The sequence below is a fragment of the Nigerium massiliense genome (genome assembly GCF_000826085.1).
GTDB lineage: Bacteria > Actinomycetota > Actinomycetes > Propionibacteriales > Propionibacteriaceae > Propioniciclava > Propioniciclava massiliense.
This window is the reverse complement of the sequence record NZ_CCYM01000002.1, coordinates 856664-879970: the sequence shown is the minus strand read 5'-3', so window position 1 is coordinate 879970 and position 23307 is coordinate 856664. Positions and strand designations below refer to the sequence as shown.

The 23307-nt window shown below is 69.9% G+C and carries 19 protein-coding genes and 1 pseudogene; 9 read left to right on the top strand and 11 right to left on the bottom strand.

The window, feature by feature from the left end; all coding sequences use genetic code 11:
* Positions 1–171 precede the first annotated feature (171 nt).
* From BN1187_RS05490 to BN1187_RS15175, 4 genes and pseudogenes are all read right to left on the bottom strand, one after another.
* The gene (locus tag BN1187_RS05490; protein WP_040159403.1) at positions 172–1746 is read right to left on the bottom strand and encodes an N-acyl-D-amino-acid deacylase family protein; all 1575 of its coding nucleotides are present in this window, start codon (positions 1744–1746) and stop codon (positions 172–174) included.
* A 21-nt stretch (positions 1747–1767) separates the two neighbouring features.
* Entirely contained in the window at positions 1768–3237 is a 1470-nt protein-coding gene (locus tag BN1187_RS05485; protein ID WP_218184571.1) for a Na+/H+ antiporter NhaC family protein, read from the bottom strand.
* Positions 3234–3728: an NAD(P)/FAD-dependent oxidoreductase gene (locus tag BN1187_RS14975; protein WP_261795263.1), complete on the bottom strand. Its 495-nt coding sequence runs from the start codon at positions 3726–3728 to the stop codon at positions 3234–3236. Before BN1187_RS14975 ends, BN1187_RS05485 begins: the two co-directional genes overlap by 4 nt.
* 152 nt (positions 3729–3880) lie before the next feature.
* Positions 3881–4540: pseudogene (locus tag BN1187_RS15175) on the bottom strand (NAD(P)/FAD-dependent oxidoreductase); the annotation flags it as partial.
* Positions 4541–4704: 164 nt separating this feature from the next.
* On the opposite strand from BN1187_RS15175, the gene BN1187_RS05470 reads away from it, so the two are divergent.
* Positions 4705–5295: a response regulator gene (locus BN1187_RS05470; protein WP_052462322.1), complete on the top strand. Its 591-nt coding sequence runs from the start codon at positions 4705–4707 to the stop codon at positions 5293–5295.
* 152 nt (positions 5296–5447) lie between these two features.
* Here the strand turns inward: BN1187_RS05470 and rplI are convergent, their stop codons facing one another.
* From rplI to BN1187_RS05445, 5 genes are all read right to left on the bottom strand, one after another.
* On the bottom strand, positions 5448–5894 hold the full coding sequence (rplI, locus tag BN1187_RS05465; RefSeq protein ID WP_040159401.1) for a 50S ribosomal protein L9: 447 nt from the start codon (positions 5892–5894) through the stop codon (positions 5448–5450).
* Between the two features lie 14 nt (positions 5895–5908).
* Complete coding sequence (rpsR, locus tag BN1187_RS05460; RefSeq protein ID WP_040159399.1) at positions 5909–6145, bottom strand: 30S ribosomal protein S18; 237 nt, start codon at positions 6143–6145, stop codon at positions 5909–5911.
* 71 nt (positions 6146–6216) lie between these two features.
* A complete protein-coding gene (locus tag BN1187_RS05455) occupies positions 6217–6795 on the bottom strand; it encodes a single-stranded DNA-binding protein (RefSeq protein ID WP_040159397.1) in 579 nt (192 codons plus the stop codon).
* A 70-nt stretch (positions 6796–6865) separates the two neighbouring features.
* The gene (gene rpsF / locus BN1187_RS05450) at positions 6866–7159 is read right to left on the bottom strand and encodes a 30S ribosomal protein S6 (RefSeq protein ID WP_040159395.1); all 294 of its coding nucleotides are present in this window, start codon (positions 7157–7159) and stop codon (positions 6866–6868) included.
* 170 nt (positions 7160–7329) lie between these two features.
* Positions 7330–9177, bottom strand: a complete 1848-nt coding sequence (locus tag BN1187_RS05445) for an AMP-dependent synthetase/ligase (protein WP_052462321.1) — start codon at positions 9175–9177, stop codon at positions 7330–7332.
* A 124-nt stretch (positions 9178–9301) separates the two neighbouring features.
* Between BN1187_RS05445 and BN1187_RS05440 the strand changes: the two genes are divergently transcribed.
* The 7 genes from BN1187_RS05440 to BN1187_RS05410 all read left to right on the top strand — a co-directional run bounded on the left by BN1187_RS05440 (position 9302) and on the right by BN1187_RS05410 (position 15983).
* A complete protein-coding gene (locus tag BN1187_RS05440) occupies positions 9302–9682 on the top strand; it encodes an ACT domain-containing protein (RefSeq protein WP_040159392.1) in 381 nt (126 codons plus the stop codon).
* The gene (locus tag BN1187_RS05435) at positions 9679–10491 is read left to right on the top strand and encodes a deoxyribonuclease IV (protein ID WP_040159390.1); all 813 of its coding nucleotides are present in this window, start codon (positions 9679–9681) and stop codon (positions 10489–10491) included. Before BN1187_RS05440 ends, BN1187_RS05435 begins: the two co-directional genes overlap by 4 nt.
* Positions 10492–10495: 4 nt before the next feature.
* Positions 10496–12562 (top strand): phosphate acetyltransferase, encoded by a 2067-nt coding sequence (gene pta / locus BN1187_RS05430; RefSeq protein WP_040159388.1) that lies wholly within the window; start codon positions 10496–10498, stop codon positions 12560–12562.
* Between the two features lie 24 nt (positions 12563–12586).
* Positions 12587–13774, top strand: coding sequence for an acetate/propionate family kinase (locus tag BN1187_RS05425; RefSeq protein ID WP_040159386.1), 1188 nt, complete (start codon positions 12587–12589; stop codon positions 13772–13774).
* A 4-nt stretch (positions 13775–13778) separates the two neighbouring features.
* The gene (locus tag BN1187_RS05420; protein ID WP_052462320.1) at positions 13779–14351 is read left to right on the top strand and encodes a pyroglutamyl-peptidase I; all 573 of its coding nucleotides are present in this window, start codon (positions 13779–13781) and stop codon (positions 14349–14351) included.
* Between the two features lie 10 nt (positions 14352–14361).
* The gene (locus BN1187_RS05415; RefSeq protein ID WP_040159384.1) at positions 14362–15129 is read left to right on the top strand and encodes an SDR family NAD(P)-dependent oxidoreductase; all 768 of its coding nucleotides are present in this window, start codon (positions 14362–14364) and stop codon (positions 15127–15129) included.
* 80 nt (positions 15130–15209) lie between these two features.
* Complete coding sequence (locus BN1187_RS05410; RefSeq protein ID WP_052462319.1) at positions 15210–15983, top strand: lysophospholipid acyltransferase family protein; 774 nt, start codon at positions 15210–15212, stop codon at positions 15981–15983.
* Here BN1187_RS05410 and BN1187_RS05405 read toward each other — a convergent pair.
* Positions 15980–21502 carry a YhgE/Pip family protein gene (locus BN1187_RS05405; protein WP_235750620.1) on the bottom strand — a complete coding sequence of 1841 codons (5523 nt, stop codon included), beginning with the start codon at positions 21500–21502 and terminating at the stop codon, positions 15980–15982. The two genes, BN1187_RS05410 and BN1187_RS05405, sit on opposite strands and share 4 nt — an antisense overlap.
* A gap of 95 nt (positions 21503–21597) precedes the next feature.
* Here BN1187_RS05405 and BN1187_RS05400 point away from each other — a divergent pair, with 95 nt between their 5' ends.
* Complete coding sequence (locus BN1187_RS05400; RefSeq protein WP_052462317.1) at positions 21598–22227, top strand: TetR/AcrR family transcriptional regulator; 630 nt, start codon at positions 21598–21600, stop codon at positions 22225–22227.
* A gap of 4 nt (positions 22228–22231) precedes the next feature.
* Here the strand turns inward: BN1187_RS05400 and BN1187_RS05395 are convergent, their stop codons facing one another.
* Positions 22232–23260 carry a mannosyltransferase family protein gene (locus tag BN1187_RS05395; RefSeq protein WP_235750596.1) on the bottom strand — a complete coding sequence of 343 codons (1029 nt, stop codon included), beginning with the start codon at positions 23258–23260 and terminating at the stop codon, positions 22232–22234.
* Positions 23261–23307: the final 47 nt, after the last annotated feature.

The following is a 23307-nucleotide window of genomic DNA, read 5'->3' as shown; positions in this document are numbered from 1 at the left end:
GGCGGCGCGACTGACGTCCGCCGACGGGCTGGCCAGGATCTGCCGCCGCGAATGCGGTCACAAGCCGTTGCTGACAACCCACAGCAGCCTCGTCCAGCGACAGTTCTGCGCGTCGGGCGCATGTCACCGCCCAACATCCGTCCAGAAAGCTTGGTCGGGTTTCCCTCGCTCTCAGTGGTCCGATGGCGCCCGTACGATATGCCCCTGCCGCGGGGTGAGCGCCTCCCCGGCCTTCCAAGCAGGACGTCCACTCAACCAAACACGCTCGACCCCGGTGGCCAATGCCCACGGCTCGGCGAACGTCGACAGATCAGCGATGTGCTCGGGATCGAACAGGACAAGGTCGGCGATAGCCCCCGTCGCAACTACGCCCCGGTCGTCCCACTTCAGTCGTGATGCCGGCAGCCCTGTCATGCGCCGCACGCCCTCCTCCAGGCTCAACAGCCCGCGCTCACGGACGTAGCGGGCGAGGACGCGGGCAAACGTCCCGAAACTACGCGGATGCGGGACTCCGTCGCCTTCGACGCTGAGCACCCAGCCGTCGGAGGCCACCGACACGTACGGGTGGGCCAACGCCGCCTCGAGATCGGACTCCGCCATGGCGTGGTTGACGATCGCCACAGTGGCCTGGTGATCGGCCAGCACGTCCAGAGTCACATCGGCGGGGGTCGAGTGGGTGGCCGCAGCGATGTCGGTGAGCGACCGTCCCAGATACTCACTGAAGCGCCCCTGCGGCATGTTGACCAGCACGATCCCGTCCGGGTCGACGTTCGGCCCGAAGCTGGCTTGGAGTTCGGCGCGGACCCTCGTCCGCGTCGCACCATCATCCAGCCGCCTCAACAGAGCCTGCGCGCCGCCCTCCATGGCCCAGTCCGGCAGACGAGAGGTCAGCGTCGTCGAGGAGGCGGTGTACGGGTAGACGTCGGCCGCGACGTCCAACCCCTCGGCGCGCGCCGCGTCGATCCGCTCCAAGATGTCCGGCACCAGGCCGTGGTTGCCCGGCCCCATGGCCTTGATGTGCGAGATCTCCAACCGCACCCCGCTGCGCCGCGCCGTCTCGATGGCCTCATCGACGGCCTCCCGCACGTGGGACCGTTCGTCGCGCATGTGGGTGGAGTACAGGAGGCCCTTGGAGGCGGCTACGGACGCCAACGCATGCACCTCATCAGGGCGCGCGTACGAGCCGGGTGCATAGATCAACCCGGTGGAGAATCCCACCGCGCCTTGGTCGGCAGCCTCCGCCAGCAGGCGACACATGGTGGCCAACTCGTCGTCGTTCGGCGGCCGCCGGTCGTGGCCCATCGCGGCGATCCGCAGGGCGCCGTGCCCGACCTGCAGCCCGAGGTTCACCCCGGGCGGCAGGGCGTCCATACGATCGGCATAGCCGCTCAGATCGGTCCACGACCAGTCCATCTGCGGGCGCAGAAATGACGAGGCGTCCCGTAGTGCCGCGACGTCCTTGACGGGGAAAGGTGAGTGCCCGCAATTGCCCGTGATGAGGGTGGTGACGCCTTGAGCGAGCTGAGTGGAGGCATCCGGGGTTGCCTGCATCGCGAAGTCGGCGTGGGAGTGCAGGTCGATGAAGCCGGGCGCGAGCACCAGCCCGTGCCCGTCGACCACGTCGGTGCCCTCCAGCGGCTCCTCGGCGATCTGGGCGATGCGGCCATCCCGGATGCAGACGTGCGCGCGCCGCCGGGGTGCACCGGTTCCATCGATGAGTTCGACGTCATTGATGGCGAAATCCATGGGTACTCCTTGTCGTCGGCCTCAGCGAGTCTGGAAGAAAGCCAGAATCAGATACATCAGCGTCGCTGGGATCAGGACCATCCAACCTGTGATGAGCATGTTGCGCAGGTTCTTCGATTGGGCTAGGCCCATCGCACCGATCATGTTTCCATTGGGGAACGGCCCGTAGGTGTCGGTCTTGGACGCGAACAGCAACACGACGATCCAGGTGGGCATCGGGACGCCGATCGCCTCGCTCAGTGGGCCGAAGACCTTATGCAGCAGGACGACCTGCGCCGCCGTCGCGCCGGGGATGCCCACCCAGCCGATGAGAGCCACGATGATGGCGAACACGAACGGGGAGGTGGCCGACAGCGAGGTCTCGTAGGTCTTCAGGATGATCTCGAAGGGGGCCAGCTTCTCGATGATGATGAACAGGCCGGCCAGCAGCCAGAACAGCACAAAGATCGACACCAGCTTCGCCGCACCGCGGTAGATCAACTTGGCGATCTCCGGCACGGAGAGGCGTCCGGCAAGGCCCACCGCGATGCCGATGGCCGGCAATGCAACCAGCGGGAAGCTCGTGCCCGCCGACGCGATCGTGGCGTAGATGACGCTGGCGAGCAGCACTACGACGAACACCACCGTGGCACGTCTGGCGTGCTTGGGCGCCTCAACCTCGTCGACCTCGCGCAAGGACGCCTCGTACTGTTCCTCGGGGATGCCTTCCGTACGCTTCTGGATGAACTTCACGACGAACGGCCCCAGCGCTAGCGACAGGATCGCCAGCGGTCCGGCGCCGTGTATGAGGTAGTCGAGGTAGCCAGCGCCCGCGGCGTCCATGATCGCGACGTTGGAGCCAGCGAAGGGTGCAAGAGCCAGGCCGGCGCAACCGCCGAGGAAGAGCATGGCCGCGGTGGCCGAGCGGGTGTAACCCAAGCGGGCGGCGATTGGCAGGAGGATGGGGGCCGAGATCGCCAGCGCGCCGGCGAGGGTGCCAAGCCCGGCGACGAGGATGAGCGGGGCGAGCATGAGGCCGTAGATAACCGCGATCGGGTTCTTGTCACCCATCACGCGCATGACAGCGTGGACGATCGTGGTGGCCACACCCGTCGCGAGCAGCACTTCACCCACCCCCGCGCCGAGCATGATGATCAGGCCGATCATGGTGATCGAGTCAGCCATGCCGTCGCCCATGAGCTTGCCGAACGCGACCGGCGTTGGTTGCAGGATGAGCACACCCGACAACAGTGCGACGACGGTCGCCACATTAATTTCCATGCCGAGCAGCGCCAGTGCCGCATAGAGCACGATGGGCAGCAACCCCCACAAGGTGGGCGGCTCGGTCAGGAATCCAGCCACGGCGCTGACGGCCAGGCCGATGAGCGCCAAGACGTTGAGCAACCTCGCCCTGCCGGGGGAGACCGTCATGTCGTAGACATTGGCCTCGGTGCTGGTGGGGTTATCGGGTGCAGCCGCGGCGTGGGGGGTCGGTGGTGTGTGGTCAGTCATCGGGTCAACCTTCCGCGGATGGAGCGGGGGAACGGGAGCTGGAAGCGGTCCGGGGAGAACAGGGGATCGTAAGGATTTCCGCCGTTGATGATGTCGCGGAGCACCCAATCGGCGGTGATCGGGGCCAGCACCAGGCCCCACATGCCGTGGCCGGTGGCGACCACGAGGTTGTCCAGAGCGTTCGGGCGCCCGATCACCGGCGCGCCGTCGCTGGTGCTGGGGCGGTCACCTCGCCACACCTCGAACTCATGGTCCCAAGCGAGTTCGGGCAGTTCGGCGCGGGCGGCCTCCCTGACGGCCGCGACGCGGTGCTGCTGGATGCCCTGTGGGCCGCCCAGGTCGAGGGTGCCGCAGACGCGGATGCGGTCGCGGAACGGGGTGACCACAACCTTGTGTTCGACGAGGCGGACCGGTTGTGGCGGGTCGTTGGGGCCGCGCTCCAAGTCGATGACATAGCCGGCCGCGCCCTGCATCGGCAGCCGCACACCCACCCGGCCGGCCAGGCGAGTCGCTCGCGGTCGCGGAACGGGGTGACCACAACCTTGTGTTCGACGAGGCGGACCGGTTGTGGCGGGTCGTTGGGGCCGCGCTCCAAGTCGATGACATAGCCGGCCGCGCCCTGCATCGGCAGCCGCACACCCACCCGGCCGGCCAGGCGAGTCGAGCCCAGACCCGCCGCGAGGACCACGTCAACCGGACGGAGCGACTCGCCGTCAATCCCCACCTCGGTGATGCGGCGTCCATCGGGGCGAAGCTCCTCCACAGTGGTGTTCCACCGGACCTCGGCGCCGGCCGCGGTTGCGGCGTCCAGCATCGATGTGACGTAGTCAAACGTGTTGCAGGTGGCGTCGCCGGGGTTGAGCACCTCCGTGCCGTCGGGAAGACGATCCACCGACCCGGTGATGTGGCAGCCGGTGGGGACGCCCTCCTCGACGTAGCCCAAGTGCAGGGCGACGCTGCGATGTGCCATCTCTCGCAGGCGCTGGGTGGCCCGCGCCGCATGTCTGGGCCGGGATGCCCACGCGAACGACACCAGCCACGGCGCGAGCGAGGGGCGCGCATGCAGACGGAAGGGCCCGTCGGCGTCCAGCAGGTGTTGGACACCGAGCGCGACGTTGCGCGGGTTGGCCATGGCCTCGACGTGCTCAGGGGACAAGAGACCGGCGTTGGCGTATGAGCAGCCAGCGCCTGGACCGTCGCCGGAATCCACCACCGTCACGGGGCGCCCGTTCTTGGCCAACTGCCAAGCGATTGTTGCCCCGACCGATCCCGCTCCGACGACCAACACGCTGTCTGCGGACATCTTGGCTCGAATCCTTACAATCTGGACACTTCGACGTGTCATCGGTTGGAGGCATCTAAGCAGTCCCCAGTGGCGCCCAGATCATCCCCGGAGGATGAAGTTGCTAGTCAAGGCGCGCCCGGCGCCCATGTGCACCGGGAAGTCGAAGGTCGTATGGTCGCCTCGTGGAGGCGCGCGTCTTGCTCGTAGAAGACCATCCGGTGGTCCTGATGGGCATCCGGACGGTGCTCGCCGCCACCGATCAACTGCGGATCGTGGGGGAATGCGCCACCTATGCCTGCGCGCTGCAGTGTGCGCGTTCGCTGGCTCCGGATCTGGTCGTCTTGCCGCTCCGGCTCGAGGGCGCTCTCATGGGCACGGCTCTGTGCCGGGAGATCGTCGGCCTCGACCCGCGCCCGGGGGTGCTGATCTACACCGCCACCGACGATGCCGCCGAGGCCACGAGCGCTTACCTCGCCGGTGCCGACAGCTTCCTGCACAAGGCGGCGAGCGCCGAGACGCTGGCGGACGCCGCAGTGCGCACGGCGTCAGGGGAGCGAATCTGGCGCACGAGCCGCCGCCAGCCGACGCTGGAAGAGTTCGACCCCGGCCAGCACCTCACCCCGCGCGAGCGGGACGTATTGGCGTTGATGCTGGAGCGTCGTTCCAACCAAGAGATCTCCGACTCATTGGTGGTGGGATTACCGACGGTGAAGACGCACGTGGGGAACATCTTGGCCAAACTGGGCCTGAAGAGCCGGCTCGATCTGTTCTGACTCCCCTCCACCGAACTGCCTGGAGCATCGCGAGATTCCTGGAGCCGCTCCGGCGACCCCCCTCGTCGGTGGTGCGGGAGGCGCCCGGGAGACGCGACGAGGGCCGGCCCGTCGTGACGACGGACCGGCCCTCGATCTGGGTCGAGTGCGACTCAGGCGGCGGCGACGTTCACCTTGATGTGAGCGATGACGCCGTCGGTGAGCTTGATGCCCACGGTGTGGGAACCCACGGTGCGGATCGGCTTGTCGATCTCGATCGAGCGACGGTCGACGGCGGGGCCGTTGGCAGTGCGGATCGCGGCGACGACGTCGGACGCGGTCACGGCGCCGAACAGCTTGCCGCCCTCGCCTGCGCGGGCCGGCAGGGTCACGTCGAGAGCCTCGAGCTGCTCGCGAACCTGGAGCGCGTGCTCGTGGCCGCGAATCTCACGGGCATCGCGCGCCCGCTGGATGCCCTCGATCTGCTTCTCGGCGCCGCGGGTCCACCGGATGGCGTCGCCGCGAGGCAGCAGGAAGTTGCGCCCGTAGCCGTCCTTCACCTCGACGACATCGCCCGGCACGCCGAGCTTCTCGACCGGAGCGGTCAGAATGAGCTTCATCTGAATCTCCTTTCTCAGCGCGCGGTCGACACGTAGGGCAGCAGGGCGAGCTCGCGCGCGTTCTTGATCGCGATGGCGACCTTGCGCTGCTCCTGGACGGACAGCCCGGTGACGCGGCGGGCACGGATCTTGCCGCGCTCGGAAATGAACCGCCGCAGGGTGGCGGTGTCCTTGTAGTCGATCTTGCCGACGCGAATGGACTTCGCGGGCGCGATCTTCTTCTTGTTCGAAGGCTTACGTGGTGAGGCCATTGTGGTGCTCTTCTTTCTTCATAGAGCCCGGCGCATGCCGGAATGACAGTTCTTGGTGAGTGGGGACGCGATCAGAACGGCGGTTCTTCGCTTTGGGCCGACGCCCACGGGTCGTTGCCGCCGGAGCGGTTGTCTTGCCCGTAGGAACCCCCGGCGTTGTTTCCGCCGCCGGAGTTGAAGCCGCCGCCGGCGTTGCCGCCCTGGCCGCCCCAGTTGTTGTTGTTCTGGTTGCCACCCCAGTTGCCGCCGGAGGACTGACCACCGGAGTAGCCGCCGCCGGACCCCGACTGGTTACGGGTGACCTTGGCCGAGGCGTACTTCAGGGCGGGACCGATCTCGTCGACGTCGATCTCGAAGACCGTGCGACGCTCCCCCTCGCGCGTCTCGTAGGAGCGGCTCTTCAGCCGACCCTGCACGATGACCCGCATGCCCTTGGTGAGGGACTCGGCCACGTTCTCAGCGGCCTGGCGCCACACCGAGCAGTTGATGAACATCGCGTCGCCGTCCTTCCACTCGTTCGTCTGACGATCGAACTGGCGGGGCGTGGACGCGACCGTGAAGTTCGCGACCGGCGCACCGGACGGGGTGAAGCGCAACTCGGGGTCGGCGGTCAGGTTGCCGACGAGGGTGATGATGGTTTCGCCTGCCATGACTTCTCTCCAGAATCGGATTCTTGGGTGACGACCCGAACTCTGCCAGCAGGGGCCGACAGTTTTCGGCTCAGGCGTGCAGGTCGGGTCGGATGACCTTGGTGCGCATGACCCGCTCGTTCAGCGTGTACTGACGGTTCAGCTCGCTGACGACCGCGGGCTCGGCGGTGACGCCGAGCACGGCGTAGATCCCCTCGGACTTCTTCTGGATGTCGTAGGCGAGGCGACGACGGCCCCAGACGTCCACGTTGTCCACGGTGCCACCGGCCTTCTTGAAGGCCTCGAACGGCCGCTCGATCTCGCCGTTCACCTGGCGGTCGTCGACGTCAGGGCTGACGATGATCATGATTTCGTACTTGCGCATACGCGAACTCCACCTCCTCTGGTCTGTGCGGCCATGGGCATCTCCCATGGCAGGAGGGCGTAATGCCGACTGCCGTTCCCGGGTGGGACGCAGCCAAGGATTCACTTTACCGTGGGGCGACACCCTGGCGCCAATCATGAACCGGTCCCCCGCCGGCTCCCCTGGAGTGCTCAGCGCCCGACGGCGTCCTGCTTGGGACGGCTCGCCTTGACGTACATCTCGTCGATCAGCGCCTTGAACCGCTTCTCCACCTCGCGGCGCTTCACCTTCAGCGTCGGGGTGAGTAGGCCGTTGTCCATCGAGATGCTCTCCAGCATGAGCCGCAGGTCACCGATCTGTTCATGGTGGGCGAGCTTGGCGGTCTTCTCTCGGATTCGACCACGCAGCTCGTCGAGGATCGCCTGGTTGGTCAGCAGCTCGCTCCGATCCTGCCAGGCGATCTGCAGTTGCTTGGCCAGCGCCTCCAGGTGCGGGGCCGACGGCGAGACCAGCAGCGTCAGGTAGGGCCGGTTGTTGCCGAGGATCACCGCGTGCTCGAACAGCGGATCGGTCAGCAGGATCCCCTCGATGGGGCCGGGCGCGATGTTCTTGCCGTTGCTGGTGACGATGAGGTCCTTGATGCGATCGGTGATCACGAGGAACCCCCGGTCGTCGAGGTGCCCGACATCGCCGGTATGGAGCCAGCCGTCCTCGTCGATGGCCTCGGCGGTGCGTTCGGGGTCGTTCCAGTAACCGCGCATGACGTTGGGCCCGCGGTAGTAGATCTCGTCCTCGTCGCCGATGCGCAGCTCGCCGCCGACGACGACCCGGCCCGCGGTGCCGAAGCGGAAGGCGTCCGGAGAGTTGAACGTCACCAGCGGGGACGCCTCGGTCAGCCCGTAGCCCTGGCACAGGAGCATCCCGCAGGCGCTGAAGAACTCCTCGACCTCCGGGCGGAGCGGCGCTCCCCCGCAGGCCATGACGGTCTTGGGGCCGCCGAGGGCGTCCCGGATCGAGGAGAACACCAGCTTGTCGGCGACCGGGAGCTGGGCGCGCCAGAACAACGACGGACGCCGTCCGGCCCGGTAGGCGGACTGGCAGGCCGCCCCGACGCGCAGCGCCCAGTCGAAGATGCGCTGCTTCACCGGCGAGGACGCCACCCGCTCCCGCGCCGTGGCGATGACCTTTTCGTAGAGCCGCGGCACGCTGACCATCAACGTCGGCTTGGCCAGCACGAGTTGCTCGGCCACCGTTGCCGCCGAGCGCACGTAGGTGTTGAGGCAGCCGTGCACGAGGACGTAGTACGTCCAGGCCCGCTCGAGGGCGTGGCTGAGCGGCAGAAAGCACAGCGACGAGTCGTCCGGCGTCAGCGGGAAGAACTCCTCCAAGGCGTCCATCTCGAAGGCGAAGGCCTCGTGCGCCAGCATCGCCCCGCGCGGGTCCCCGGTGGTGCCGGAGGTGTAGATGATCGACGCCAGGTCGTCCCCGGACGCCTCCTCCAGCCGCCGATCGACCTCTGCCGCGGACGCCTCGTCGCTCGGCTGCGCCAGCAACGCGCTCAGGGACGTCACCCGGTCGTCGGCCGGGGCGTCCTCGTCAGGGTCGTCGAGCGTCACCGCGCGGAGCAGGTCGGGCAGCTCGCCCCACACCAGCTGGACGCGCTCCAGCTCGCTACGTCCCTCGCAGAACAGCCAGACGCAGCCCGAGTCCGCCAGGATGTGCCGCACCTGGTCGGGCGTGCTCGTCGGATACACGGGGACGGGCACGGCGCGGACGCTCAGGCAGGCCAGGTCGACGATCGACCACTCGGGTCGGTTCGCCGAGAACACCGCCACGCGGTCGCCGGCCCGGACGCCGTGGTCGATGAGGTGGGCGGCGAGAGCGCGCGCGGCCGCGCCGAACTCGGCGAACGTGTGCACCCGCCAGTGGTCGCCCTCCCGGATACGCAGCGCGGGACGCTCCGCGTGGCGGGCGACGGCCTCGTGCAGTCGCACGGCCAGGTGAGCTCGATCCACGGTGACGTCCCTTCGCAAGGTCATGGGTGACCACTCCTCAGACTATCGGGCGCCCGGCGCGCACCGGGTACGCCTAAGGGAAGGGGATGGCCTTGACCGCCTCGGACGCGGCGGCGCGCCCCGACCCCGCACTCCTACACTGAGCCCCATGCCAGGATTGACCGACTTGCACGAGATCCTCGGGTCGCTGCGGCCGCACGTGCGTCCCGGTGAATACGTCGTCGTCACCTCGACCACACCGCTGGACGTGGACGCCGACGCCCGCATCGTTGAGGACGAGGGCGAGACCCTCGTGCTGAGCCGCGCCGCCGCCGAGGAAGCCGGCCTGCCCTACGACGGCGTCTTCGGCTGGATCACGCTGATGATCCATACCTCGCTGGACGCCGTCGGCGTCACCGCGGTCGTCGCGCAGGCCCTGGCCCGCGTCGGGCTGTCGTGCAACGTCCTGGCCGGCTACTACCACGACCACCTGCTGGTGCCGCTCGACGACGTCGACGCCGCCGTCGAGGTGTTGGGAGGACTGCGATGAACGACCTCATCATCGGCGCGCACGTCGAGCAGAGCGATGCGATCACCGAGGCGACCGACCGCGGCACCACGATCGCGCAGATCTTTCTGGGCAACCCGCAGAGCTACAAGGGCCCGGCGCTGACGTACGAGGGTGGCATCGCGGCCCTCCGCGAGGACGCCCGCGCCGCCGGGATCGGCCTCTACGTCCACGCCCCCTACGTCATCAACGTCGCCACGGGGAACAACCGGGTGCGCATCCCCAGCCGCAAGCTGCTGCAACAGCACGTCACCGCCGCCGCCGAGCTCGGCGCGCTGGGCGTCATCGTGCACGGCGGTCAGATGGGCAAGGACGGCGACCTGGACGCCGGCTTCGACAACTGGCGCAAGGCGATCGACGGCCTGAAGGCCGAGGTTCCGGTGCTCATCGAGAACACCGCCGGCGGCGACAACGCGCCGGCCCGACAGCTGGAGAACATCGACCGGCTGTGGGCGGCCGTCCAGGCGGCCAAGGGCGCCGACATGGTCGGCTTCTGCCTCGACACGTGCCACGCCCACGCCGCCGGCGCCGACCTGACCGGAGTCGTCGAGCGGGTGCGAGCGGTCACCGGGCGCATCGACCTGATCCACCTCAACGACTCCCGGGACGCCAACGGCTCCGGCGCCGACCGGCACACGAGCCTCGGGCAGGGTCAGTGCGATCCGGACGGCCTCGTCGACGTCGTCCGGTCGGCGGGTGCGCCCGTCATCCTGGAGACCCCCGGGGACGCCGCCCAGCACCGAGCTGACATCGATTGGTTGCGCCAACGTCTCGCTGCACCGATAGCCTGAGGGCGTGACCCGGAGCATCTACGTCGCTGCACCCGAAGCTCAGACCGGCGAGTCGATCGTCGCCCTCGGCATCATCGACTCGCTCACGCGCGAAGTCTCGTCCATCGGCGTGTTCCGCCCGCTCATCCGCAGCGGACGCGAGCGCGACAGCCTGATCGAGACCCTCATCAACCAGCCCGGCGTCAACCAGCGCTACCACCAGACGTTCGGCGTGACGTACGAGCAGTACCGCGCCAACCCCGACGAGGCCATGACGACCATCGTCGACCGGTACGGCGCCATCAAGAACGCCTTCGACGCGATCATCATCATCGGCTCCGACTTCCCGGACGCGACCCGCGCCACCGAGCTCGCCGTGAACGGCCAGATCGCCGCCAACCTGAACGCTCCCGTCGCGCTCACGGTCTCGGCCCGGGGCGGCCGCTCCGCGCAGGAGGTGCGGACGATGGCCGAGAACGCGATGGCCGAGCTCAACCGGCACCACGCGAAGACCGTCGCCGTCATCGCCACCCGGGTCGAGCAGCCCGACCTGCAGGCGGTCCGCGACGAGCTCGAGGCCGGATTCCCCGACACGGTCACCGCCGCGATCGCGGCCGACCCGATCCTGCCCGCGCCGAGCCTGGGCGCCCAGTTCGAGTCCGCCGAGGCGCAGCTGCTGAGCGGACGCCCCGAGCAGCTCCTCCGCGAGAGCCAGGGCGTCCTGGTCGCGGGGATGACGCTGCCGAACGTCCTCGACAGGCTGTTCGAGGAGGCGACCGTCATCCTCGCCGCCGACCGCGCCGAGATGATTCCCGGCATCCTGCTGGCGCACTCCTCCGGCGCGTTCCCCGCGCTGGCGGGGCTCATCCTCGTCGGCGGCTACGAGATCCCCCGCTCGGTGCAGCAGCTGATGAACACGGTGCACCACGAGTTGCCCATCGCGGTGACGAACCTGGGCACCTACACCACGGCGTCCCGGCTGTTCCACCTGGAGGGCACGAAGGTCAGCTCGCCGCGCAAGATCGAGGTCGCCCGCCGGGTCTTCAGCGAGGGCGTCGACACCGAGAAGCTGCTGGCCACGCTGGCGCTGCCGCCGGCGGACGTCCGCACGCCGGTGATGTTCGAGTATCAGCTCAACGAGATGGCGCGGCGCAACCAGCGCACGATCGTCCTGCCCGAGTCGTCCGACGACCGCATCCTCGAGGCCGCGTCCGTCGTGCTGCGCCGCGGCACCGCCGGCATCATGCTGCTCGGCGACGCCACCACCATCAAGAACCGGGCCGTCCAGCTGGGGCTGACGCTGAACGGCGCCGAGATCTTCTCCACGGACGACCCCGAGCTCCTCGACCGGTTCTCCGCCGAGTACGCCCGCCTGCGCGCCAAGAAGGGCGTCACGATCGAGCAGGCGAGGGAGAAGATGGCGGACCCGTCCTACTTCGGCACGATGATGGTGCACATGGGGATGGCCCACGGCATGGTCTCGGGTGCGGCCAACACCACCGCGAACACCATCCGTCCGAGCCTGGAGTTCATCAAGATGAAGCCGGGCGTCGAGGTGGTCAGTTCGTCGTTCCTGATGTGCATGGCCGACCGGGTCCACGTCTACGGCGACTGCGCGGTCAACCCCGACCCGAATGCCCAGCAGCTGGCCGACATCGCGATCGGCTGCGCCGACACCGCCGCCGCGTTCGACATCGAACCGCGCGTGGCCATGCTGTCGTACTCCACCGGCGAGTCCGGCTCCGGCGCCGACGTCGACAAGGTGCGCGAGGCCACCAAGCTGGTGCGAGAGCGCCGTCCCGACCTGAAGGTCGAGGGCCCGATCCAGTTCGACGCGGCCGTCGACCCGGCCGTCGGCAGCAAGAAGATGCCCGGCTCCGAGGTCGCCGGCCAGGCGAGCGTGTTCATCTTCCCCGACCTGAACACCGGCAACAACACGTACAAGGCCGTCCAGCGCTCGGCGGGCGCCGTCGCCATCGGCCCGGTCCTCCAGGGCCTGAACAAGCCGGTCAACGATCTCTCCCGCGGCGCTCTGGTCGAAGACATCGTCAACACCATCGCCATCACCGCGATCCAGGCCCAGCAGAGCTAGACCGCCGTCTGTTAGGAGATCACCATGAGCAAGCCCGTGCTGCTGCTGAACGCAGGCTCCTCGTCCATCAAGTACCAGGTCATCGACGCGGACGACGAAGAGGTCCTCGCCAAGGGCCTCATCCAGCGCATCGGTTCGGACGAGGCCACCATCGAGCACGAGGTGGGCGGCGAGTCGTTCGACGACGTCAGCCCGATGCCCGACCACACCGTCGCGCTGGAGCAGATGGCCGCGATGTTCGACGCCCACGGTCCCGCCCTGTCCAACGTGCGGGCCGTCGGCCACCGCGCCGTCCACGGCGGCGACCGCTTCAGCTCCGCCTGCCTCATCGACGACAGCGTCGTGCAGGCGCTCGAAGAGCTCTCCCCGCTGGCCCCGCTGCACAACCCGCCCGGCATCGCGGGCATCCGGGCCGCCCAGAAGGCGCTCCCGGACGTCCCGCACGTCGCGATCTTCGACACCGCGTTCTTCGCGGACCTGCCCGCCGAGGCCTACACCTATGCCCTCGACGCCGACGTCGCCGAGCAGCACAAGGTGCGTCGCTACGGCTTCCACGGGACCTCGCACAACTTCGTCAGCCACGCTGCCGCGGAGTTCCTCGGCCGTGACTACTCCGACCTCAAGCAGATCGTCTGCCACCTCGGCAACGGCGCGTCGATGTCCGCGATCGATCGCGGCCACGTCGTCGACACCTCGATGGGCCTCACCCCGCTGGAGGGCCTCGTGATGGGCACGCGCTCCGGCGACGTCGACCCGGGCCTCATCTTCTACCTGAACCGCGAAGGCCTCAGCGTCGACGACATCGACACCTTGCTCAACAAGAAGTCCGGCATGCTCGGCCTGGCCGGGGCGTCCGACATGCGCGATGTCGAGGCGGCCGTCGACGGCGGGGACGAGAAAGCCCGCGTCGCCTGGGACGTCTACATCCACCGCCTGGTGCACTACATCGGCGCGTACATCGCGATCCTGGGCGGTGTCGACGTCATCACGTTCACCGCGGGCGTCGGCGAGAACTCCGCCACCGTCCGCCGCGACGTGTGCGCCCGGCTGACGGCCCTCGGCGTCACCCTCGACGAGGACGCTAACGCCGAGCGCAACAAGGAACCCCACAGCATCTCTGCGCAGGGCTCCCCCGTCACGGTGCTCGTCGTGCCGACCAACGAGGAGCTGCAGATGGCACGCGAGGTGAAGGCCGTCGTCGAGCAGGGCTGACGTCGTGCCGACCGTGGTGCTGACCGGCTTCGGTCCCTTCAGCGGGGTCGAGTGCAATCCGGCGCGCGAGGGCGTCCTCGAAGCCGGGATGTCGCTCTACACCGACCCCGGCGTGCGCCTGGTCGTCGAGATCCTCCCCGTCGAGTTCGAGCGGGCGCGCCGGCGCCTGCAGCAGCTGGCCGCCGACGTCCGCCCCGACCTGTGGCTGAGCTTCGGCGTAGCCGCGAACCGGACGGCCGTGACGCCGGAGCGGTGGGGGCACAACGTCCAGGACGCCCGCGTCCCCGACAATGCCGGCGCCCAGCCGCGCGGCACGGCCGTCGAGGACGGCGGCCCCGCGAAGGTCCCCGCCACGCTCCCGAACGACGAGATCGTCGCCGCCCTTCGCGAGGCCGGGTTCGACGCGGAGCCGTCCGACTCCGCCGGCGAATTCGTCTGCAACACGGTCCTCTACACCGCCCTGCGCACGCTGGCGGGAAGCGGCGTCCCCGTCGGGTTCGTGCACCTGCCGGGCGCCATCGAGCGGCCCGCGGAGGCGGTGAAGACGGCGGTGCGGGTGGCGATCGCCGCCCGCTAGGCTGGCCGACGTGACTTGTGCTCTGGTGACCGGCGGGACCGCCGGGATCGGTGCCGCGTTCGCCCGGCAGTTGGCGAAGCGGGGCGACGACCTGATCTTGGTCGCCCGCGACGAAGAACGCCTCGCTGCGTTGGCGTCCGACCTACCCGCCGCGTACGGCATCAGCGTCGAGACGATCCGCGCCGACTTGAGCGTTCGCGAGGACGTCGACAGGGTCGCCGCCCGCCTCGAGGACGCCGCGCGTCCGGTCGACCTGCTGGTCAACAACGCAGGTTTCGGCATGTCGTCGAGCCTGCTGGACGCCGACTACGCCGAGCAGGAGCGCGCGCTCGACGTCATGGGGCTGGCGCCGGTGGTGCTGGGCGGCGCCGCGGGCCGCGCCATGAAGGCGCGCGGGCGCGGGACGATCATCAACGTCGGGTCGCTGTCGGGGCACCTCACCGCAGGCGGCTACTCGACGGTCAAGGCGTACGCGAACGTGTACTCCGAGGCGCTGGCCACCGAACTGCACGGCTCGGGCGTGACCGTCACGGGGCTGCAGCCGGGCTGGGTCACCACCGAGTTCCACGAGCGGGCCGACATCAAGACCTCCGCGATCCCCGGCTTCCTGTGGGTGAAGGCCGACACGCTCGCCGCCAACGCGCTGGCGGACGCCGCGAAGGGCCGGGTCATCTCGGTGCCGAATCCCTTGTGGAAGCTCGCCTACCATGGCCTGCGGCATCTGCCGCGCGGGACGATCCGATTCATTTCACGCATGTTGACCCGTAGCCGGGCCTGAAGCCCCCACCCGACAAGCGAACGGGGCACAATGAACCGTCCGGGTTTGATGAGGGCAGTCCAGCGACAAGGAGCGACCACGTGAGCGACGAAGATCTTGGCCGCTACTCGGCGCGAGGACCCCGCTTCGGCCGGCTGATCGCCCAGCACCTGATCATGAAGCCGTACATCTGGTCGGCCCTCACGGTGCACGTGCACGGGCGTCGGCACCTCGGCTCGGTGAAGACGCCGTTCATCGCGATCGCCAACCACTCCTCGCACCTGGACACGACCCTGATCTTCGGCGCGCTCCCCCGGCGACTGTCGAAGAACCTCTCCGCCGGCGCCGCGGCCGACTACTTCTTCACCCAGAAGATCAAGTCGTTCGGCACCCGCCTGTTCTTCAACGCCTACCCGATCGACCGCGGCGGCATGCGCGCCCACCGGGGCATGTCGGGACGGCTGCTGGAGGAGGGCGTCCCGCTCCTGATCTACCCCGAGGGCACCCGGAGCCGCACGGGCGCGATGGCGCACTTCAAGCCGGGCGTCGCGGCGCTGTCGATCCAGCACGACGTGCAGGTGCTGCCGATCGCGCTGGTCGGCACCTACGCCGCGATGCCGTCCACGGCGAGCGTGCCCGTTTCGGGACGCCCGGACGTCCATATCGTCTTCGGGCGGCCGATGAAGGCGCAGCCCGGCGAGATGGCCCGGCAGTTCTCCGGACGCCTCCAGCGCTACGTCCTGGAACTGCACGACAGCACCGCCCGCGCCTACGGCATGCCGACGCAGGCCGACTACGCCCGCGCGGTCGCGCTGCGCGCCGCCGCCAAGCGGGCCCAGCCGACCGACACCGAGGGCGAGAAGCCGCCGGCCTAGACCGCGTTCTTCGCGGCGACCCGGCCCAGCGACACCGTCCGCGACCGCGCGAGCGCGGCGTAGCCGGCCAGCGCCGAGACCAGCCCCCAGCCGACCAGCCCCAGCATCGACAGCGCGGCGGGCAGCCCCGTCACCAGCTGCCGGAACGCCGTGACCGCCGGGGTGAGCGGGGACAGCGCGCGCAGGCCGTCCAGCACGCCGGGCGCCGCGTAGGTGAGGGTCGTCGCGAGCGTCACCAGCAGCATCGCAAGCGAGACCAGCAGGCCGCCCCTGCCGAACCACGCGACAAGTGCGTGGTTGACGAGCGTGAACACCACCCCGGCCAGCACCAGCAACAGCGTCAGCGGCACGATCTGCGCGAACGAGTAGCGCAGCGCGACCTGGCCGACCACGGCGAGCAGCAGCGCCTGAGCAGTCGTCACCGCGACCGCGGGGACGAGGCTGCGTGCGAGCAGGCGTCCGGTGGAGTCGCTGCTGTAGGCGAGCTCACGCCGCGAGCGGCCCAGCGTCACCGCGGACGCGCCCGCGCCGATCCACAGCGCCAGCAGAAGCAGCAGGGACGCCAGCGCCAGCTGCGGCGTGACCAGCGAGTCGAGGCTGCTGCGGGCCAGCGGCTCCGAGACGACCTTCGCGAGGTTCTCCCGCTCGGCCTTGGTGTACGTCGGCACCTGCTTCGCGCCGGACGCCAGCCCGTCGGCGAGCTTGTCGGTGCCCTTGGCCAGCTGAGACGCCCCGCCGGCCGCGTCGCCGAGGCCATCGGCCAGCTTGTCGGCGCCCGTGGACGCGCTGCGGACGCCGGTGGCGAGCTGGTCGACACCGCCGGTGTAGGCCCCGAGGCCGGACGAGAGCTGGCCGGCGCCGTCGGCGAGGCGCCCGACGCCGTCGGTCAGCGCGGGCAGCCCGTCGGCGAGCTGCCTGACGCCCCCAGCGACCTGGCCCGAGCCGTCCGCGAGCTTCGAGGCGCCCGCGGCGAGCCCGTCGATCCCGCCGGTGAGCTGGCCCGCACCGGAGGCGAGCTTGCGCGCCCCGACCGAGAGCGCCGAGGCGCCGGTGGCGAGCTGATCGGCTCCGCTGGTGAGTCGGTCCCCGTTGGCGGCGAGCCGGTCGGCGCCGTCGGACAGCTTCGTCGCGCCGTCGCGCAGCTGGGCGCCGCCCTGGGCGAGCCGGGTGCCGCCGTCGCGCAGCTGGCGCAGCTGGCTCACGAGCTGGCCCTGGTTCGCCGGCAGGTCGGTGTTGTCGGTGAACCGCAAGATCTGGGCGCGGTAGGCGGTGGCGTTCTTGGCGAAGTCCGCGGACGCCTTCTGCACCTGGTCGATGAGGGCGATCATGTCGTCGGCGGTCAGGTCGAGCTGGTCGCTCTGCCGGCGGACGGCCTCGGCCCGGGACGCCACCGCCTTCGCGTCGTCCAGCGCCTTGCTGCCGGCGGCCTTGACCCCCTGGGCGAAGGCCGCGCAGCCGCCCTCGACGGACTTCAGCGACTCCGGGCAGGCGATCCCCGTGCCTCCGGCGAGCCTGCGCACCGAGGCGACGTGGGCGGACGCCTCCGCGTCCAGCGTCGTGGCTCCGGCCTGCACCTGGCCGATGCGGCGGACGAGCTCCTTCAGCTGCGGGGCGAGCCGCTGCACGGCGTCGTTGATGCGCGTCGCGGTCTGGGGCAGGTCCTGGGCGAACTGGCGCAGCTGGGGCATGAGGGCGGAGAGGTCGGGCAGGCCCGACACCAGCGAGATGACCGGGTCGAGCAGCTGGTTCACGCCGCCGACGTATTGGCTGACGCCGCCGGTGTAGGTGGCGACCCCCTTCTCGAGCTGATCGGCGCCGCCGGCGAGCTGCTTCACGCCGCCGACGTACTGGCCGACCCCGTCGGAGTAGGTGCGCGCGCCCGCGCCGAACTTGTCCGCGCCGTCGGCCCACGTCGTCGCGCCGGACGAGAACTGGGCCGCCCCGGCCTTCAGCTTGCCGGCACCGTCCGCGAGCTGCCGGGTGCCGCCGGCGACCTGGTCGGCACCGTCCGCGAGCTTGCCGATCTGGACCGGCATGCCCTGCGTCTTCGCCTTCATCTGGCCGAGGCCGTCCGCCAGCTGCTGTGCGCCCGACGTGAGCTTGCCGGAGTTGGCCGACAGCTGCTCGCCGCCGGTGGCCGCGGCGTCCAGGCCGTCGGCGAGGCGGCCGGAACCCTGGGCGGCCTGGGAGACGCCGTCGCTGAGTTTGGCCGATCCGTCGGCCAACTGCCGGGCGCCGTCGGCGACGGAGACGAGCTGCTGGGCCTGCTCGTTGAAGCCGAGGTAGACGTTCTCGAGATAGCTGCGGGTCAGCTCGTCGTTGAACGCGACGGCGGCGGCGTCCGCGACGGATTGGCCGAGCGCGGTGTCGGCGACGCCGGTGACCGGGCTGGTGCGCACCTGGACCGTCGCCTGGCGGGCGCCGGAGGCGTCTTTCTTGGCGTAGGAGGTCGCGGCGGCGGAGAAGTCCTCGGGGATGATCACGGCGGCGGCGTAGCGGCCGGTCGCGAGCCCGTCCCCGGCGTTGGCCTCGTCGGCCAGCACCCAGGTGAAGTTCTGCTGCCGACCGGAGTCGACGAGCGCGGCGCTGAGCTGGCGGCCGAGCGGGACCGTGCGCCCGTTGAGCTGCACGGCCTTGTCGAGGTTGACGACCGCCGCCTCCACCTTGTGCGACCGGCTGTTGTAGTTCCAGGTCGTGGCGAGGAGCGTCCCCGCCACGAGGAGCGGCGCGAGCAGCAGGGCGAGCAACCGCCTCCAGGGCCAGCGGCGCAGGTCGAGAGATGTCATGACGCTCCCCTCACGAGAGTCTCGTCGAGCAGATGGCGCCCGACGGATTGAGTTTCGGTGTCGTCGCGGCGTCGCGACAGGTCGATCACGGGGACGCCGCGGCGCGTCAGATCCGAGACGGCGGCGGCCGTGGGGGCCGACGGCCGTGGGGGCCGAGAGCACGACGCTGCGGCCCTCGGGGTTGGTGACGAGGTCGGCGAGCCGTTCACGGTCCTCACCCTCCAGCTGGTCGGCGCCGTGGACGAGCACCAGCCCCTTCGGCGCGCGCAGCCCCACCAGGCTGGCCGGCTCCGCGGCGTCCACCAGGGTGGTGGCGGTGCGCACCTGACCGGCCTCCTCCGGGAGCACGCGGCCCAGCACCTTGCACTCCCCCGCCGAGAGACGCAGGCGTCCGCTCAGCGCGAGCAGCAGCGCCTCGCGGGAGGCGGAGTGACCGGTGACCACGACGGTCTCGCCGGGCTCGACGTGCAGATCGACGCCGGCCAGCAGCGTCACCTCGTCATCGGACGCGGCCAGGCCCTCGGCGTGGACGGTCGCCGTCGACCCGGCCTCCGGCCAATCGGCGAGGCTGAGCTGGTGGGCCAGCGCCTCGCCCTCGACGTCGAGCACGGGAAGCCGCTTGTCGAGCCACGGCGGCAGGTACCAGGCGCGGTTGCCCAGGAGCTTCATCATCGCCGGCCCGAGCGTCATCCGGACGAGGAACGCGTCGATCGCCACGCCGATCGCCAGCCCGAACGCGATGGGCTTGATGGCGCCCTCGCCCGCCGGGACGAAGAACGCGAAGACCGCGAACATGATGATGGCCGCCGCGGTGACGACCTTGGCCGTGTGGACGAAGCCCGCCTCGATCCAGCCGTCGCGGTTGCCGTGCACGAACTCCTCGCGCATGCGGGAGGTGAGGAAGACCTCGTAGTCCATCGCCAGGCCGAACAGGATGCCCATCAGCACGATCGGCAGGAAGCTGATGATGGGGACGGCCTCGGGAAGGTTGATGATCTCCTTGCCGATCCCCCGGTTGAAGACCAGCTGCGTGGCGCCGAACGCGCCGCCCACGCTCAGGAGGTAGCCCAGCGCCGCCTTGATCGGCACCGCGATCGAGCGGAACACGATGGTCAGCAGCACCAGCGACAGGCCCACGACGAAGATGCCGAACGGTAGCAGCGCAGCGCCGAGCTGGTCGGAGACGTCGATCGCGACGGCCGTGAAACCGGTGACCGCGGTGTCGACGCCGTACCGGTCGCGCCACTCGGGCGCCCTCGCGCGGAGTCGCTCGACGAGGTCCTTGGTGGCGGGGTCGTCCGGCGCGGTCGTGGGGATCACCTGCACCATCGCGGTGTCGGCGTTGCGGTTCGGCGCGGCGACGGCGACGAGCTGGACGCCGTCCATCGCCTCGATGTCCTTCTTCAGGCCGCGGGTGATGCTGAGCGGGTCGGTGGATTCGACGATCTGGCCGGTGATGACGAGCGGACCGTTGTAGCCCACGCCGAATCGCTCGCTGACGAGGTCGAACGTGACGCGGTCCTGCGCCGTCGGGGGCGACTGGCCCGAGTCGGGCAGCGCCATCCGCAGGTCCTTCGCCGGGATCGCCAGCGAGCCCAGCCCGATCACCACGATCAGGGCGGTCACGATCGGGCGGGACGTCACGACGCGCACCCACCAACCGAAGATGCCGCCCCGGGACGCCGTCCGCCGCGCCTTCTTGCGGCGCTTGGCCTTCGCGGGCTTGGGACGCAGCTTGTCGCCGAGGAAGCCGAGCATCGCCGGCAGCAGGGTGAGCGCCAGCAGCACTTCGATGGCCACCGCGATCGCCGCGAAGATGCCCATGATCGACAGGAACGGGATGCCGGCCACCGACAGGCCGCACAGCGCGATGATCACCGTGCAGCCCGCGAAGATCACCGCGGAGCCCGCGGTCGCCGTGGCCCGGGCGGCGGACTCCTCGGCGGCCATCCCGGTGGCGAGCTGGTCGCGGTGCCGGGACAGGATGAACAGCGAGTAGTCGATGCCGACCGCCAGCGCCAGCATGAGGGCCAGCATCATCGTGGTCGAGTTGATCTGCGTGACGCCGGCGGCGATGAAGATCAGCATGATCGACAGCCCGGCGCCGGCCAGCGCCGACATCACCGGGAGCAGCGCGCCCCGCACCGAGCCGAGCGTGAAGAACAGCACGAACAGCGCGACGACGACGCCGAGGGCCTCGATCGGGGTCACGTGCGGGATGTTGACCGCGTAGACCTCGCCGCCCAGGTGCACCTCGCTACCCGGGAGCGCGCGCTGCAGTCGCGCGCCCTCGCGGTTGAGCTCCTGGCGGTTCGCGTCGCTGAACTCACCGGCCGTCCCGCCGACGCGGACGCGGATCTGCGCGGCCGACTTGTCCTTGCTGATCAGGCCGTCGACGTACTCGGAGTAGGGCGACTGAGTGCCCTTGACGAAGTCGAGGTCGTCGATGCGGCGCAGTTCGGCCTCGATGGCGCTGCGCACGCCGGCGTCCTCGATGGTGCGTCCGGGCGGGGCGATCACGACCATGAGCGCCGAGGCGTCCGCGGCCTCGGGGAACGTCATGCGCAGCTGGTCGAGCGCCTTCTGCGAGGACGCCCCGGGGATGCGGAACTCGTCGTCGAAGGTGCCGCGGGCGGTCGCGGTGAGAACGCCCAGGAGGACGAAGATCAGGGCCCAGGCGACGAGCACCTTGCCGCGCGCGCGAAAACACGCCCTGGCCAGGCGATACAGCATCGACGACACGTCCGTCCCCTCTCGGAAATCCCTCGATACAGCAGTGTATCCGATACAGTGGTGTATCAAAGTTCCAGACGAGGTACCACACGACCATGAGTTCCCTGATCAGCCAACGCCGAAGCCTGACGCGTGAGCGCCTCATTCGCGCTGCCTTGCCGGTCTTCGCCGAGAAGGGGGTCGCGGCGGCGTCCGTCGAAGAGATCTGCGAGGCTGCCGGCTTCACGCGCGGCGCGTTCTACTCCAACTTCGAGAGCAAGGACGACCTGTGCATCGCCCTCCTGGAGTGGCAGTGCGAGCAGAGCCTCGCCGACGTCCGGTCGACGGTGGACTCCCTGGTGCTGACCGACGACCCCCCGTTCGACGTGCTGGCCCGGCGGGCCCTGGAGATGTTCACGGCGTCGCAGTGGTCGGATCGCGCCTGGGTGTTGGCCGAGGCGGAGCTGCGGCTGTACGCCGCCCGGGAGGATTCGCTCCGGGCCGCCTACCGGGAGTTCGAGGACAGGACGCTCGCCGCGTTCGCCGACATCATCGTCGAGGCGTTGGCGCCGCGCGGCTACCGGCTGGTGCTGCCCGCGGTCGAGGCGATCGCGATCCTCGCCGGCGCCTACCAGCACGGCGTGCTGGAGTCGGTGATCCGCGACGAGGACACCGGGGAGCGCACGACCGACCAACTCGTCCTGCTGCTGTCGGCGCTGGTCGCCCCCGCGCGCGAGGACGCCTGAGCGGCTAGCTCGCCCAGCGTCCGGAGAAGAACAGCCAGGCCCAGACGCCCTGCAGGGCCAAGGCGGCGAGCGCGACGAGCGCCCAGACCGCCCTCCAGCCCCCGTGGCGGCGCGTCTCGACGAACTCGGCGATCTGCGTCCACAGCGGGAACCACAGCAGCACGGCGCGGTTGACCGACTGGAACCAGTACGACAGGGAGAACGCCAGCACCTGCACCGCGACCCAGGCGGATTCGGCGATCCGGCGCTTGGCCAGCGCGACGATGGCGACGGCCAGACCCACGAAGACCGAGACCATCTCGCCGCGGAAGATCCAGACCCACTCGGGGTGCTCGGGGTACATGCCGGGCTGCAACGACTGCCACGAGTTCCAGAACGCCTCCCATGGCCAGTGGAAGCCGCGCTCCCAACCGGCCGCCTGGGCGGAGAACCAGGCCGTCCAGCTACCCGTCTCGGTGTAGAGGAAGAGCACGTAGCCGAACAGGGTGGCGGCGGGCAGCAGCAGCCAGGCGAGCCGGCGCACGATCAGGCGGACGCGCCCGCGCTGGGTGAGTGCCAGGATGGCCAGGGCGCCGATGAGGAACAAGCCGGACACGCGCAGCGTGCAGGCCAGCGCGGCCAGCACAGCCGCCTGCCCCCAGCACTTGTTGCTCGCCCGCTCCCAGGCCCAGAAGGCCGCGGCGCAGAACGGGCTCTCGGTGTAACCCACCGCGGTGAAAACCGACGTCGGCGCGAGCAGCCACGCGATCGCGGCGAGGCGTCCGCCCAGCCGGTACAGCGCCCAGGTGGCCAGCGCCGAGCAGATCAGCGCGATGACCACCCCGGACGCCTGCGGCGACGCGCCCAGCCCCATCCCCACCCGCATGAGCAGCGGCAGGCCCGGGAAGAAGGCCCGGTCGATCTCGACCGCGTAGCCGTTCTCGGCGATCGCGGCGAAGTGCGCGACGTCCCACTGACCCAGCACGGTCGTCAGGCTCGAGCCCGTGGTCGCGACGACCGCCAGGGCGACGACGGCGAAGAGGAGCCTCGTCACGCACCAGGCCTGCACGGCCCCGCGCACGTCCCCCGGGGGCGCAGGCC